The organism is Enterovirga sp. CN4-39, from assembly GCF_049446235.1.
Classification (GTDB): domain Bacteria; phylum Pseudomonadota; class Alphaproteobacteria; order Rhizobiales; family Beijerinckiaceae; genus Enterovirga.
The window spans coordinates 154,499-168,525 of sequence record NZ_JBMSEF010000009.1 but is presented as its reverse complement, the minus strand read 5'-3'; the positions used below and the strand labels follow the sequence as shown (position 1 = coordinate 168,525).

Below are 14,027 nucleotides of genomic sequence, written 5' to 3'. Positions count from 1 at the left end.
GATGCCGGTTCAACTTGGCTTACAGGCTGGACGGGAGGATCGGGCGCGGGGCCGAAAGAGGGCCGAGAACGCGCCGAACGCACATGCCTGTGAGACGGCGGGTGGCCCATGCGAGTTTCGGCTCGCCGGAAGCCCCATTGGGGAGGTGAACGATGCCGGACGACGCTTGCCCGGAGCCGGCGCCCGACTGGGCCCGGGTGGAAGGCGACCTGCGCTGGTGTCTCATCGAGGGCCGCGGAGCCGACGGGCGGGACGTGATGTTCGAGGCATTGCAGATGAAGGACGGAGCGCGCGCCAGGGCTGCGCTTCACAACGGCTTCATGATGTGCAGGCGCGACGAGGACAGCACGGCGAACTTCCTCGCCTGCGAGCGGAGCGACCCGGCTCGCCTGCGCATCGTGGCTCGCGGCGTCATCGGCCTGCCGCCGCTCTTGTAAGGACAATGACCACCGGTTGGTCGGCGCCGCATGAGAGCCGGGCTACGTCAGGGTAGGCGTTCCACCCATTGCGCGCGTGACGAGGCCGGTGCGAACGGATCGGCAAAATACTGGGTTTCGCGGGCCACCAACCCATCAGCGAATTCCATGATGCTCACGGTGTAGAATGGCCGTTTATCGTAGGTCAGGACGTATTCGGTGACCCAGAGATCGCCTGAACCGGTAATACGGCGGACGGCGAAACGCTTTTGATTTGGCTGCGCGGCGCGAGACCGCTGGATATTCAGCCGTCCGCGTATTCGCTCGCTCGATTGCGGGTAGTCGAGCACCGCATCTTCTCGGTAGATGAGATGCTCAGCTTCGAGATCTCCCAAATCCGATGCGGCCCAGTGGCCTTCCAGGGCCGCTCGAATATCTGCGTGTTCCATGACGACTCCTCGCTCGGCGATCGCCGCCCGGCGCTCTGGCGCCGCGGGCTCATGCTCGAACTCTTGGCCTGTCCGATGGCAATCTAAGCGACAGACACGGCGTCACCGCGGCCCTCGGCGGAACAGGTGGGGCGCTTAGGAGCGCTCGGCATACGGGCGCACGTCAACGAGAGGGTTCCGATGAGGCGCAAAAGGGCCTGATGCTCGGGCCCCTTCGTTGCCCGGCTCAGAAACTCCGAGAGCTCGATGTGGGAAAGCTGCCCGCCAGACGGCCCGTTCGGCTGATGGATCACGAAGGCATGCCCGTTCTGGGGTCGCGCCCGAGAAACCAGGCATCCCCGTTAGGGCTTCGGTACAGCTCGCGCCGTTCCGTAGTCATGTTGTGGGCTCCTACTTGCCGCCAAGCATACACGTTCGGAGCAGGACGGGGCCGGGACCCGCCCGATCGAATTCTGAAACCGAGGAAGCACCCGAGGGACGGCATCCCTGTGAAAACAGTGGAAAGCGGGGACAAAGGCCCGCCTAGCCATTCTGCTCTAAGCCCGGCGGAACGCGAAGGCGGGAAGGTTCATTCAGTTGTCGTGTTCGGGCGAGACGATGCCGGCTCAGCTCGAGAACGGGCGAGGAGGATCGGGAAATGGCGATCCACTATTTCCACTGCACCGACGGGGTCGACCTGATTCTCGACCGGCATGGCCGCGACACGAAGGCGTTTCAGGACATCATCGTGAAGGCGCGGGAGGTTGCCCGTGAGATCATGACGGCCGTCCCGTCCTACCGTGAATGGGACGACTGGGCCGTCCACATCTACGACGAGGCCGGCCCGCTGGAAGTCGTCCCGTTCGCGGACCAGACAAGGGCGGCTGCCTAAGCCGCTAGAAGGCGCATTCCTCGAAGGCGGGTTCGACCGAACCTGCCCAAGCCCCATGGTAGCGCTCCAGCAGGACATCCGCGCCGGTCCGACCCGTCTCCACGATCGACAGCAGCGGGTCCAGGTGGCGCGTCTCGTCGCGCCCGTCCGGGTCGATGAGGGCCCGCCTCGCGAGGCCAGCCCGCGCGATGCTGAGCACCTCGGAGGCAAGGTCGCGGACGGAGCGGCCCGCAATCTGCGCCTTCAACCCCTGCCGCGGAACCGCGTCCCGTAGCGCCTGACGATCATCGGCTGACCACGGACGGATCAGCTCGTAGGCTTCGTCGAGAGCCGTTCCGTCATAGAGCACGCCGACCCAGAAGGCCGTCAGCGCCCCGATCATCTCCGGCGGCCCGGTATCCGCACCGCGCATTTCCAGGAAGGTCTTGAGCCTCACCTCGGGGAAGATCGTCGACAGATGGTTCGCCCAGTCGGAACTCGTGGCGCGCTCGCCGGGAAGCTGCGGCAGACGACCCGCGAGCAGGTCCCTGAACGATGCACCGGCGACATCGTGATACGTGTCGCCGCGCTTCACGAAATACATCGGAACGTCGAGCGCGTAATCGACGTAGCGCTCGTAACCCATGCCGTCCTCGAACGCGAAGGGCAGCATCCCGGTGCGGTCCCGGTCGGTATCGCGCCAGATCTCCGAACGCATGGACAAAAAGCCGTTCGGGCGTCCGTCCGTGAAGGGCGAATTGGCGAAGAGGGCCGTCGCGACCGGCTGGAGCGCCAGGGATACCCGGAGCTTGCGGACCATGTCCGCCTCGGAGCCGAAGTCGAGATTGGCCTGCACGGTCGCCGTGCGGAACATCATGTCGAGCCCGAGGCGGCCGACCTTCGGCATGTAGGCCGACATGATCCGGTAGCGCCGCTTGGGCATGACAGGGGTCTCGGCCCGGGTCCATTTCGGGCTCATTCCCAGGGTCAGGAAACCGATCCCGAGTGGACCCGCGATGCGCTTCGCCTCGTCCAGGTGCCGCTCGAGCTCGCGCGCGGTGGAATGGACGTCGCGAAGCGGGGCACCCGACAGCTCGAACTGTCCGCCCGGCTCCAGCGAGATGGCGCCGCCGCCCTTCTCGTCCGCCAGGCCGATCGGGAGGCCATCGTCGAGGATCGGCTCCCACCCGTTCAGGGAAGCGAGGCCGTCGAGCAGCGCCTTGATGCCGCGCTCGCCCTCATAGGGCACAGGCGCGTGGCCTTCCCGGTAGAACGGGACCTTCTCGTGCTCGGTCCCCACCCGCCATTCGGAGGCGGGCTTCTCGCCGGCCGCAATCCAGGCGACAAGCTCGTCGCGCCCGGATATCGGCGTCGCATCGGTGACGTCGCGCGCCATGCGCTCCTCGATCGGCGGGCGCGTGGCCCTCGGAGGGGGCCCGGCGCCCCAGTGTGTGGAGCCGGGTACATAGAGCGGCGGACACGACGCCGCAACGACACTCCGCAGTGTCGGACGCCATCCTACCGCCAGTCGCCGATCGTCGCCTGGAGTACGGCCAATGCTGCGACCGCCGCCGTGTCCGCCCGGAGGATACGCGGGCCGAGCGAGAGGCGGATCACATTCTCGCGCGCCAGCAGAAGAGCCCGCTCCTCCGGGGCGAAACCGCCTTCGGGCCCGACCAGGAGTGCCATGGGCCGGCCTCGCCCGGCAGCAGCCAGACCGTCCATCGCGTTCGCGAGCGGCGCGTCCTCGTCGCAGAAGACAAGGACCCGTTCAGGTCCGAGCCGGCCGAGAGCGCGATCCAGCGCCTCGTCCTCAAGGATCTCCGGCACAGCCAGGATGCCGCATTGCTCGGCGGCCTCCACGGCATTGGCCCGCATGCGGTCGAGATTGACGCGGGTTACAACGGTCCGGCGCGTATAGACGGGCCGCAGGCGCCCCACTCCCATCTCGACGGCCTTCTGGACCATGTAGTCGAGCCGGGCATGTTTCAGCGGGGCGAAGAGATAGTCGAGATCCGGGGTGGCGGGCTGCGGCCGGGTGCGCTCCAGCGGCCGCAGGACGGCCGACTTCCGGCCGGACGCGACGATCTCGGCGCGCCACTCGCCGTCCCGTCCGTTGAAGGCGAGGACCATTCCGCCGGGGCCCAGCCGCAGCACGTTGAGGAGGTAGTTCGCCTGCCCGCGGTCGAGATCCACCTCGCCTTCAGTTGCAAGGTCGGCCGCCACGAAAAGCCGCGGGGCGGCGAAGTCATAGGATGCCATCAGGGGCCGCTCTCAACAGGACATCCCGGCGCGAAACGCGATCCGCTCTCGACAAGGGTGGACCTGATGTACCATTGCCGCCACATTCCTGTGGTTACCGGCGGGTCTTCATCATGCCGGAAAAGCCCGAGGCGCGGGACAATGCCCTCGCCCTCCGGGCTGCCAGCCACGTGGGATGTCGTGCGCGACATGCAAGGACCCGGACAAGCCGGGCGTTGTGAGGGGACAAGAACATGATGGTCGGCTCAGGCGCTCCGAAGATCGACGCAGCGCGTCCTGCCGTGAGAAGCATTCTGTTTGCGGCCACGTTCCTGTCGCTATCCTTCGGCGCGGCGCCCGCCTTCGCACAGGGGGCCGGGTGCGGGGATGTGCAACCCATGCTCGTCCAGCGCAAGTCGATCGGCGACCGCATCTCGGCGGCCACGAAGGGCAAGAACATCGACGCCAAGCGCGCCTGCACCGATTTCGGAGCGCTCGTGTCGAATGGCGACAAGCTCCTGAAGTGGACCGAGGCCAACAAGGACTGGTGCCAGGTGCCGGACCAGTTCATTCAGAGCATCAAGGAGGACCACGGCCGCGCCGTGCAGATCCGCCGTCAGGCCTGCGGGGCCGCGGCAAAGCAGGCTCAGATGGAGAAGCAGGCCCGCGAGGGCGGCGGAGGCGGCCTCCTCGGCGGCGGCGGTCTCACCGGGCCGACCCGCATGCCGCAGGGCGCGCTCTAGCGCCCCGGATCAGGCTTCCCGTCCGCAGGCGATCTCCCGCTCTCGGAACACGAGCGGCCGCAGTGGCAGTCTGGCGCTCTTGCGCCGGACCAGGAAGCGCGGGCGCCTGTTGCCGAGCACGGCGAGCCGACGCCTCTCCTGCGATTTTCCGAGGCGAATCTTTCCGAGCTGGCTCGCCAGCGGCTCGGTATAGCCGTCCCAGGCCCGCATCATCGGGGTGATCGCCGCCGAGGTGACGATCGACCGCCAGATCGCGATGACCTCTTCTTCCGGGAACGGGCCAAGGGTGATCAGCGCCTCCCCGGCCGCGTCCACGAGGACGATGCGCAGATCGCCGTTTCCTCGCGTCAGATCGAGAACAGCACCCGCGAGTCGATCACGAGTAATCCCTAGGATCATCCTGGTTCCGGAACCGCCCGTACAGACGGTCCGGCGCAGGTCGGAGCTGCTCCCAGAAGTGGAAGCGGCCCCGACCTGTCCGTCGTAGCCTGACATATCTGATGCCTTACCCTGCCGGCGGCTTTTGTGCCGCTCTGACCTGCGCGACAATGGCACCTGACGACCCGGCAGAAGCTTAATCGCTACGGTAAAATACGCGTTGATCTGTCGCCTTCCCGCCTCATGTTCAACAGAACATTGCGGTCCTGGCCCCGCGCGGCCGCAGGCCGCTGGTCCGGTCCTTGCCGCTGCAAGGTCGGGAACCTATTGCTTCCCTCGAGCATCCCGGCCGCATGACCTCCCTGATCCGCGATCCAAGCGACCTCACCCCCACCGTGCGGGACATCGCCCGCGAGGCAGGTGAGATTGCGATGAAATTCTTCCGCTCGGGCCTTTCCACCTCGGCCCGCATCTGGTCGAAGGCGGGCGGCTCGCCCGTGACTGAGGCAGATGTCGCGGTGGACACGTTCCTGAAGGTCCGGCTGAGCGGCCTTATGCCGGAGGCCGGCTGGCTTTCGGAGGAGACCGCGGACGACCCGAGGCGGCTCGACCGGAAATACGTCTGGATCGTGGATCCGATAGACGGAACTAGGGCATTCCTGTCAGGAAGCCACGATTGGTCGGTCGCGATCGCGCTCCTGGAGAACACGCGGCCGGTGCTGGGAATCGTGTACGCGCCCGCGCACGAGACGATCTACGAGGCCGAGGAAGGCCGTGGAGCCCGCCGGGACGGAGAGGCGATCGCCGTGTCCGACGCGCGTTCGCTCGAGGGGATCAGCGTCGCCGGCCCAAAGCCGTTCCTCGACCGACTGGCCAGGGAGGTACCTTCGATCACCCGGCCGCCCCGGATACCGTCGCTTGCTCTGCGGATCGCAAGGGTGGCGGACGGCACCGTCGATGCCGGCCTCGTGTCCACCGATGCGCGCGACTGGGATATCGCGGCGGCCGACCTGATCCTGCACGAGGCGGGTGGCGCCTTGACGACGCTCGACGGGGACAAGCCGGTCTACAACCGGCCCGAGCCTTCGCACGGCGAACTCGCCGCGGGCCCTCAGCGACTGCACGGCGCCCTCCTTGCCGCCATCGGCGGCCGATGAGCGCCAGAAGACACCATAATCCGGGAACGACATCATGACGGCAGAGAAGCAGCTCCTTCATCTCGTCTTCGGCGGGGAACTGACCGACCTCGAATCGCACGAGTTCCGGGACCTGTCGGCCCTCGACATCGTGGGCATCTACCCGAACTATGCGACCGCGCACGCCGCCTGGAAGGCCAAGGCGCAATCGACGGTCGACAACGCGCAGATGCGCTACTTCATCGTGCACCTGCACCGGCTGCTGGACCCGCAGGGTTCGTGAGCCGATGGGGGTCGTCAAGCGGCTGAGCCGCACGCGCCCGGCCCAGGAGGGGCTTGGGCTATTTCTCGCCCGCTATCTCGATCTCGTGCGCGTGACGAACCGCTTCGTGTACGAGCCGGCCGACATGTATGGCGAGCTCGCGCCGATCCAGCCCTTCATCGGCGCGATGTGGCACGGACATCATTTCATGGCGCCGTACCTGCGCCGACAGCAGGATCGCGCCGCCAGCCTCGTCTCACGGTCCGCGGACGGCGAGTTCAATGCGATCGCCCTGCATCACCTCGGCGTCCGGGCGATCCGCGGCTCGGGAGCGCGCGGCCGCGATCAGCGGCAGAAGGGCGGCGCGCCAGCACTCCGTGCGATGCTGCGTGCGCTCGAGGGCGGCGAGAACATGTTCCTCACCGCAGACGTGCCCAAGATCGCCCGCCGCTGCGGCGAAGGCATCGTCACGCTCGCCCGGATATCGGGGCGCCCGATCGTACCGGTGGCGGTCGCGACGAGCCGACGTTTGGTGTTCAAGAGCTGGGACCGTGCGAGTATCGGGTTGCCCTTCGGCCGCGGCGCGATCGTTGCCGGGCGGCCGATCGCAGTGCCCCGCGATGCCGGTGCCGACGAGATCGAGGACGCCCGGCTCGCCGTCGAACGGGAGCTGAACCGGGTCAACGGCCGCGCCTACGGGCTCGTCGGGCGGACCGATCCCGGCGCGCGCCAGGCGGTCATTCCCGAGCCGGGAAACCCGGCATCCGCATGAGCCAGCGGCTGCCGATCCCGCTCCTCGCCTACAGGGTGGCAACGTCCTGTCTCGCGCCTGCAGCGGCGCCGGCCTGGCTCCGGCGACGCGTGCGCGACGGCAAGGAGGACGAGGGTAGGCTCGGGGAACGCTACGGCTTTGCGGGACGAGAGCGGCCGCCAGGGGAGCTCGTCTGGGCGCATGGGGCGTCGGTCGGCGAGACGATGGCGCTGCTCCCGGTCATCGACGCCCTGGTGCGGCGCGGCGTGAAGGTCCTCGTCACCTCAGGGACGCTGACATCGGCCGGGCTCCTGGCCCGGCGACTTCCCCCGGGTGCTCGCCATCAATTCCTCCCCCTGGACGTGCCACGTTACCTGGCACGTTTCCTCCGCCATTGGCGTCCACGCCTCGCGATCTTCGCCGAGTCGGAGGTCTGGCCGAACACCATCATCGAGTTGGAGCGTGCGGGGATCCCGCTCGTGCTCGTGAACGGGCGCATGTCCGTCGGATCGTTCGAGGGCTGGCGGAAGGCGCCAAAGATTGCCCGTGCCCTGTTCGGCCGCTTCGCGCTCTGCGTGGCACAGAGCCGGGCCGATGCCGAGCGCCTCTCGACCCTGGGTGCGAGCGTCGCGACGATCTCGGGAAACCTCAAGTTCGATCTGCCGCCGCCACCGGCCGATCCGGCGGCGGTCGAGCACTTCGCGAGCATGACGGCCGGACGCGAGATCTGGATGGCCGCGAGCACCCATCCCGGCGAGGATGCGGCTATCTTCGAGGCGCACCAGGCGATTGCCGCACGCCGGCGGAACCTGCTGACCATCCTGGCGCCGCGGCACCCGGAACGCGGCCCGGCGGTCGCGCAGGCGGCCGCGGAGGCTGGCCTGGGCGTGGCGCAGCGCTCGCTTGGGACAGAGCCCGACCAAGCAACCGACCTCTATCTCGTCGATACCCTCGGCGAGCTAGGCCTTTTCTACCGCGTCGCCCCGGTGGTCTTCATGGGAGGCACACTGGTACCGCGCGGTGGCCAGAACCCGTTCGAGCCGGCCCGCCTCGGCACCGCCATCCTGCACGGCCAGCATACGGAGAACTTTGCCGAGATCTTCGATGCGCTCGACCGGAACAATGGAGCCGTCTGCGTGCCCGATGCGGGAAGCCTCGCGGCAGCGGCGGCTGCGTTGCTCGGCAACGGTGCCTTGATGCGCGACATGGCGCGGGCCGCCGCCGATACCGCCGCGTCGCTCGGCGGCGCGCTCGAGCGAACCATGCAGGCGCTGGAACCCTATCTGCCGGCACCGGCCGACGCCCGGGAAGCGTTCTGGTGAAGGCGCCGGGATTCTGGTGGCGTGCGCCGGGGCCGGCCGCCAGATCGCTCCAGCCCACCTCGCTCATCTACGGCGCCGTTGCCGCGCGGCGGATGAGGCAGCCCGGCCAGCGTGCGCAGCTTCCCGTAATCTGCATCGGCAACGTCACGGTGGGCGGCTCGGGCAAGACGCCGACCGCGATCCACATTGCATCCATGCTGCGCAGCATGGGCAGGAGACCAGCCTTCCTCACCCGGGGCTATGGCGGCGCGCTTGCGGGGCCGCTTGTGGTCGATCCGGGGCACCACAGCCCTCGCGAGGTCGGGGACGAGTCGCTCCTGCTCGCCCGCGACGCCCCGACGATCGTCTCCCAGGATCGGCCGGCCGGCGCCGCGCTCGCGGCATCGCTCGCCGCGAACGCCATCGTGATGGATGACGGGCTGCAGAACCCCTCGCTGGAGAAAGACCTGTCCATAGCGGTCTTCGACGGCGCGGTCGGGACAGGGAACGGTCTCTGTCTTCCGGCGGGTCCGTTGCGAGCGCCGCTTTCTGCGCAATGGCCGCAGATCGATGCCGTCATCGTGATCGGTCCTGGCGAGGCCGGGGATGCGGTCCACACCAAGGCCATCCGCCGCGGCCTACCCGTCTTCCGCGGCGAGCTGCGGCCGGACCCAGCGGCTGCGGCGGCGCTCAGTGGGCGCCGGATCCTCGCCTTCGCCGGGATAGGGCGGCCGGAGAAGTTCTTCGCGACCCTGCGGCAGCTCGGAGCGGAGGTGGTGGAGACGCGGGCCTTCGCCGATCACCACCCTTATCGCCCGGGCGAGGTCGCGAACCTGCTCGATGCAGCAAGGCGACACGATCTTGTGCCGGTCACCACGGAAAAGGACGGCGTGCGCCTTGCCGCTCTCGCGGCCGCCGAGCCGCGGGTCAGCGAGGTGCGGGAGCTGCCCGTGAGCCTGTCCCTGCTCCAGGCGGACCGGCTCGGCCGATTGCTGGAAACGACGCTGGCGGGCCGCTGATCAGGCCTTCTTCGCCGGCTGCGGCAGTCCAAGGCGGGTCAGAACCGCAGCGGGAGAGACATAGGCCTCCTGGCGCTCCACGCTCCAATATTTCAGCTGATCCAGCGGAATCGCATCGCCGGTAACGGCGCAGCGTACGAAGCGTCCGGGACGCACGACCCGAATGTTCGAGTCGCGGTACTCGATGATGGCTTCGCCGCCTTCGTACTTGTTCATTGCCTGAAGTCCGGACTCGGGCCGCCTGACCCGTCTTCTCTCAGTTATCGAACAGGCTCGTCTGTACAAGGGGGTCCGGCCGGCGCCGCGGGCGCGCGCCCTCAGCCTGGACCCGCCGGATGCCGTCCGCGAACTCGATCGTGAGCGACTGGCCGGGCGCGACCTCGGCAGCCGCGTGAATGACCGTGTCCCGATCGTCCCGCACCAGCGCATAGCCGCGGGCGAGAACCGACCTGTAGCCGAGGCTTGCGAGCAGGCTCGCCTGCGAGTCGAGGCGGTGGGCGTGGCGATCGAGCGATGCCCGGGCGCTCCGCTCCGCCCGACCGGCGAGGCCTGCGATACGCTCCCGGCAGGTCGCGATCCGGACACGCTCGGCGCGCACCACAGCGTCCCGGCCTGAGGCGAGCCGGGCGGAAAGGTCGGCCAGCGCCTTGCGCCTGTCCGCCACCATGCGGCCGAGACAGATGCGGGGTTTGTCGCCGACAGCGTTCAAACGCGTGCGAATCTCGGCGAGCTTCACGTAGGGGGCCTGCCGCGCGAGCCGATCGGCAACGCGCTTCAGCTCCCGCTCGTGTTCCCGCGCATTAGCCAGCAATCCCGGCCCGAGCTTGGCCCATGCCAGGTCGAGCCGCTGGCGCGGCACGCCGACCAGCGCCTCGGGGCTCGGCAGGGCGCGGCCGGCGGAGCGCAGCTCCGTGCGCCGGCTCTCGACCAGCCGCAACATCGCCTCTGCCTGCCGGCGGGCCGTCCCGCCGACCTGAACGACGAGTTCCGCCCGGACCGGCACCGCCATCTCGGCTGCGCCCGTCGGCGTTGGCGCCCGCAGGTCGGCCGCATGGTCGATCAGCGTCCAGTCGGTCTCGTGGCCGACAGCAGAGATGAGCGGGATCGGGCTCTCGGCGGCGGCCCGTACCACGGCTTCCTCGTTGAAGCCCCACAGGTCTTCGAGCGAGCCGCCTCCCCGCGCGACGATGAGGACGTCGGGCCGCGGAATGGGACCCTCGGGCGAGAGCGCACCGAAGCCGCGGATCGCCGCCGCCACCTCGTCCGCGCAGGTCTCTCCCTGAACCCGGACAGGCCAGACGAGGACATGCCGCGGAAACCGGTCCTCTAGCCGGTGCAGAATGTCCCGGATCACGGCACCCGTCGGCGAGGTCACCACGCCGATCACCCGCGGCAGGAAGGACGGCCGACGCTTCCGCGCTTCGGCGAAAAGGCCTTCTGTCGTCAGGCGCCGCCGCCGCTCCTCCAGCAATGCCATCAGAGCGCCGACGCCGGCGGGCTCGAGTTGCTCGACGACGATCTGGTAGGTCGACTTGCCCGGGAAGGTCGTGATGCGGCCGATCGCGACCACCTCGAGTCCTTCCTGCGGCTTGAAGCGCATGCGGCTGAAGGCCGATTTCCAGATCACCGCATCGATCCGGGCGTCACGGTCCTTCAAGCAGAAATAGGCGTGGCCGGAGGAATGCTGGCCGCGATAGCCTGAAATCTCGCCACGGAGACGCACATGCCCGAACGCGTCCTCCAGTGTGCGCTTGAGGGCGCCCGAAAGCTCCGAGACGCTCCATTCCGGTGCATTGGTGGTCTGGGCGGCGGCGGGAATCATGATCGAGACTTAAGGCCGGCGGTCTCGGGTGGCAAAGAGCCCTCCCCTGTTGAAGGCCCGGCCGAAACTCCGTAGGGCGGAGGGGTCTCAGAGGATCTGCGGTTGAATATCCTGCTCATCGGCTCCGGCGGGCGCGAGCACGCCCTGGCGCGCGCCATCCAGGCGAGCCCGCTTTGCACAAGGCTGGTCACGGCGCCTGGAAATCCGGGCACGGCCCAGCACGGCACGAACGCTGCCATCGACATCACGGATCACGCAGCGATCACCGAGCTGTGCCGACGCGAGGCGGTCGACTTCGTTGTGGTAGGTCCGGAAGCGCCTCTCGTCGCCGGCCTCGTGGACGATCTTGCGGCAGCCGGCATCAAGGCCTTCGGGCCGACCGGCGCGGCCGCGCAGCTCGAAGGCTCCAAGGCCTTTACGAAGGAGCTCGCGCGCGAGTTCGACATCCCGACCGCCGCCTTCGTGCGCTTCACCGACGCCGCCGCCGCCAAGGCCTATCTTGGCGAGCGCGGCGCCCCGATCGTGATCAAGGCGGACGGCTTGGCGGCCGGAAAGGGCGTGGTCGTCGCGGCGACGCTGGAGGAAGCCGAGGAGGCTGTCGAGTCGATGCTGGGCGGCAGCCTGGGCCAGGCCGGCGCCGAGGTCGTCATCGAGGAATGCCTCGTCGGCGAGGAGGCGAGCTTCTTCGCCCTGTGCGACGGCAGCCACGCCGTCCCGCTCGGCACCGCACAGGATCACAAGCGGGTCCATGACGGGGACCGGGGGCCGAATACGGGCGGGATGGGCGCCTATTCGCCGGCGCCCGTCCTCACCCCGGCCCTGGAGACGGAGGTGATGGAGACCATCATCCTCCCGACGCTGGACGGCATGCGGCAGCGCGGCACGCCCTTTACGGGCATCCTCTATGCCGGCCTGATGCTCACGGCCGAAGGGCCCAAGCTCATCGAGTACAACACCCGCTTCGGCGATCCGGAGGCGGAGGTGATCCTCCCCCGGATGCGGACCGACATCGTGGCCGCGATGGTCGCGGCCGTCGACGGCGTCCTCGACGAGGTCCGGATCAGTTGGTCCGATTTCGCCGCCCTGACCGTCGTCATGGCCGCAAAGGGCTATCCCGGCGCGGTCGAGAAGGGCTCGGTCATCAGGGGTGTCGAGGAAGTCGGCCGGCGCGATCAGGTGATTGTCTTCCAGGCCGGGACGGCGTTGCGCGGCGAGGATCTGGTGGCGAATGGCGGTCGCGTGCTGGCCGTGACAGCGCTCGGTCCGACCATCCGGGAGGCTCAGGAGAAGGCCTACGAGGCCGTCCGGGGAATCGACTGGCCGGAGGGATTCTACCGGACCGATATCGGCTGGCGCGCGGTGGCGCGAGAGCCCTAGCTAGCTATCCGCCTCCGGTCGGGCCACGAAGGTCATGCGCTTTGGGTTGTGACCGAGATTGGCGGAGCGCCGGACGGCCGTGAACCCGCGGCCGCGCAGGATGTCCAGCATCTCGCCTTCCGCGTAGTGCGTGAGCCCGAGTTCCGCCCTCAGCTTGCGGTAATCCGAGACCGCCGTCTGGGCGAGGCCCTTGAGGGCCGCCAGAAGGAACCCGCCCTTCCAGCCGAAAGATAGAAGCGCGGCCGCATCATCGACCGCCCGGATGTCGGGCGGGATGACGTCGGCCAGCACCAACTGGCCGGTGCCCTTGAGCTTGGCGCGCCAGAGGCTGAGGAGTTCCCCGAACTCCTCAACCGAGAGGTATTGCAGGAGCGAGTTGACGACGATCAGGTCGAGCGTGCCATCGGCGACGGCTCCCATGTCCTCCGGCGCGAGCACAACCACCTTCGGGTCGCCCCGAAACCGGGCGTTCAGGCGCTCCCGCACGAGCGGCGCGCCATCGCAGAGGTACAGACGACCACAGGCCGCGGCCACGCGGCCGGCCGAGAGGGCCTCGCCGCATCCGTAATCGAGGACGATCGCATCGCGGGAGGGAATGAGTTCGACAATGTCGCGGGCAACGAGCCCGTAATGGAGCGCCTTGTGACGCTCGTTCACATAGATGGGGGTGTCAGCGTTCCAGAAGTCGCGCCAGCTCATGCGACCAGCGCGTCCGCCCAGAGCCTGAGAAGAATGCCGTCTTCACCCTGCACGGGATCAGCCTCCGGGAACGGCACGGCGGCGATCCGGTCGAGAGCCGGACCGAGGCTGGCCGAGCGCGGCCTCAGGATGTCCCAATGCCGGCCGCCTGCATAGGCCCCCACCACCAGGAAGCCGTCCCGCTCCTCTACGAGCTTATGCGCGACGCCCGCCGGAACCACGAGCACGTCGCCTGCCGAAACCTCGACCTCCCGCCCATCCTCGCCGCCGAGGCACAGCCGGGCCGAGCCGCTTGCGATCCCGAGCACCTCGTGCGCCGTCGAGTGGTAGTGGTGGTAGGGGTAGACACCGTTCCGCCAGGTCCCCGTCCAGCCATTCCGGCGGAACGTTTCCTCGAAGGATGCGGGCGCGTCCTCCGGGTCCGGGGCGATGGCGGCGCGCAGCAGCACGACCGGGAGGGCGTTGTTCGGCACGTCGCCCGCCGGGGCGAGGCGCACGACCTCGATCCCGGTATCGGGCTCGGCCTGGGTTTCGGTCGGCGCTCTTGGGCGGCGTCGTGCCGTGGTCTTGGTCGAAATGGGTG

Annotated in this window: 17 protein-coding genes; 9 read left to right on the top strand and 8 right to left on the bottom strand. The window is 68.5% G+C overall.

Annotation, left to right across the window (positions count from 1 at the left end):
• Window positions 1-152: 152 nt before the first annotated feature.
• On the top strand, window positions 153-437 hold the full coding sequence (locus ACO2SS_RS16245) for a hypothetical protein (RefSeq protein ID WP_423278794.1): 285 nt from the start codon (window positions 153-155) through the stop codon (window positions 435-437).
• Window positions 438-484: 47 nt separating this feature from the next.
• On the opposite strand, the gene ACO2SS_RS16240 is transcribed toward ACO2SS_RS16245, so the two are convergent.
• Window positions 485-865, bottom strand: a complete 381-nt coding sequence (locus ACO2SS_RS16240; RefSeq protein ID WP_423278793.1) for a nuclear transport factor 2 family protein — start codon at window positions 863-865, stop codon at window positions 485-487.
• A gap of 637 nt (window positions 866-1,502) precedes the next feature.
• Between ACO2SS_RS16240 and ACO2SS_RS16235 the strand changes: the two genes are divergently transcribed.
• Window positions 1,503-1,736, top strand: coding sequence for a DUF6894 family protein (locus ACO2SS_RS16235; protein WP_423278792.1), 234 nt, complete (start codon window positions 1,503-1,505; stop codon window positions 1,734-1,736).
• Between the two features lie 4 nt (window positions 1,737-1,740).
• On the opposite strand, the gene ACO2SS_RS16230 is transcribed toward ACO2SS_RS16235, so the two are convergent.
• Both ACO2SS_RS16230 and ACO2SS_RS16225 read right to left on the bottom strand, forming a co-directional pair.
• Window positions 1,741-3,111, bottom strand: coding sequence for a glutamate--cysteine ligase (locus ACO2SS_RS16230; RefSeq protein WP_423278791.1), 1,371 nt, complete (start codon window positions 3,109-3,111; stop codon window positions 1,741-1,743).
• A gap of 122 nt (window positions 3,112-3,233) precedes the next feature.
• Window positions 3,234-3,977 carry a 16S rRNA (uracil(1498)-N(3))-methyltransferase gene (locus ACO2SS_RS16225; protein ID WP_423278790.1) on the bottom strand — a complete coding sequence of 248 codons (744 nt, stop codon included), beginning with the start codon at window positions 3,975-3,977 and terminating at the stop codon, window positions 3,234-3,236.
• Between the two features lie 233 nt (window positions 3,978-4,210).
• Between ACO2SS_RS16225 and ACO2SS_RS16220 the strand changes: the two genes are divergently transcribed.
• Window positions 4,211-4,699, top strand: a complete 489-nt coding sequence (locus tag ACO2SS_RS16220) for a hypothetical protein (RefSeq protein WP_423278789.1) — start codon at window positions 4,211-4,213, stop codon at window positions 4,697-4,699.
• A 9-nt stretch (window positions 4,700-4,708) separates the two neighbouring features.
• On the opposite strand, the gene ACO2SS_RS16215 is transcribed toward ACO2SS_RS16220, so the two are convergent.
• Window positions 4,709-5,098: a DUF6101 family protein gene (locus ACO2SS_RS16215; protein WP_423278788.1), complete on the bottom strand. Its 390-nt coding sequence runs from the start codon at window positions 5,096-5,098 to the stop codon at window positions 4,709-4,711.
• A gap of 332 nt (window positions 5,099-5,430) precedes the next feature.
• Between ACO2SS_RS16215 and ACO2SS_RS16210 the strand changes: the two genes are divergently transcribed.
• From ACO2SS_RS16210 to lpxK, 5 genes are read left to right on the top strand one after another with little or no spacing between them, the layout of a single operon-like run.
• Window positions 5,431-6,234: a 3'(2'),5'-bisphosphate nucleotidase CysQ gene (locus ACO2SS_RS16210; protein ID WP_423278787.1), complete on the top strand. Its 804-nt coding sequence runs from the start codon at window positions 5,431-5,433 to the stop codon at window positions 6,232-6,234.
• A 34-nt stretch (window positions 6,235-6,268) separates the two neighbouring features.
• Complete coding sequence (locus ACO2SS_RS16205) at window positions 6,269-6,496, top strand: DUF4170 domain-containing protein (protein ID WP_423278786.1); 228 nt, start codon at window positions 6,269-6,271, stop codon at window positions 6,494-6,496.
• Between the two features lie 4 nt (window positions 6,497-6,500).
• Window positions 6,501-7,247 (top strand): lysophospholipid acyltransferase family protein, encoded by a 747-nt coding sequence (locus ACO2SS_RS16200; protein ID WP_423278785.1) that lies wholly within the window; start codon window positions 6,501-6,503, stop codon window positions 7,245-7,247.
• A complete protein-coding gene (locus ACO2SS_RS16195; RefSeq protein ID WP_423278784.1) occupies window positions 7,244-8,548 on the top strand; it encodes a 3-deoxy-D-manno-octulosonic acid transferase in 1,305 nt (434 codons plus the stop codon). Before ACO2SS_RS16200 ends, ACO2SS_RS16195 begins: the two co-directional genes overlap by 4 nt.
• Window positions 8,545-9,546 carry a tetraacyldisaccharide 4'-kinase gene (gene lpxK / locus ACO2SS_RS16190; protein ID WP_423278782.1) on the top strand — a complete coding sequence of 334 codons (1,002 nt, stop codon included), beginning with the start codon at window positions 8,545-8,547 and terminating at the stop codon, window positions 9,544-9,546. Before ACO2SS_RS16195 ends, lpxK begins: the two co-directional genes overlap by 4 nt.
• Here lpxK and ACO2SS_RS16185 read toward each other — a convergent pair whose 3' ends face one another.
• Both ACO2SS_RS16185 and xseA read right to left on the bottom strand, forming a co-directional pair.
• Window positions 9,547-9,762, bottom strand: coding sequence for a DUF2093 domain-containing protein (locus tag ACO2SS_RS16185; protein WP_423278780.1), 216 nt, complete (start codon window positions 9,760-9,762; stop codon window positions 9,547-9,549).
• Between the two features lie 40 nt (window positions 9,763-9,802).
• Window positions 9,803-11,368 carry an exodeoxyribonuclease VII large subunit gene (gene xseA, locus ACO2SS_RS16180; RefSeq protein ID WP_423278778.1) on the bottom strand — a complete coding sequence of 522 codons (1,566 nt, stop codon included), beginning with the start codon at window positions 11,366-11,368 and terminating at the stop codon, window positions 9,803-9,805.
• Window positions 11,369-11,470: 102 nt separating this feature from the next.
• Between xseA and purD the strand changes: the two genes are divergently transcribed.
• Window positions 11,471-12,745, top strand: a complete 1,275-nt coding sequence (gene purD / locus ACO2SS_RS16175) for a phosphoribosylamine--glycine ligase (protein WP_423278776.1) — start codon at window positions 11,471-11,473, stop codon at window positions 12,743-12,745.
• Here the strand turns inward: purD and ACO2SS_RS16170 are convergent, their stop codons facing one another.
• A complete protein-coding gene (locus tag ACO2SS_RS16170; protein ID WP_423278774.1) occupies window positions 12,746-13,444 on the bottom strand; it encodes a class I SAM-dependent methyltransferase in 699 nt (232 codons plus the stop codon). It lies immediately after the preceding gene.
• The gene (locus tag ACO2SS_RS16165) at window positions 13,441-13,941 is read right to left on the bottom strand and encodes a cupin domain-containing protein (protein ID WP_423278772.1); all 501 of its coding nucleotides are present in this window, start codon (window positions 13,939-13,941) and stop codon (window positions 13,441-13,443) included. Before ACO2SS_RS16165 ends, ACO2SS_RS16170 begins: the two co-directional genes overlap by 4 nt.
• Window positions 13,942-14,027 lie beyond the last annotated feature (86 nt).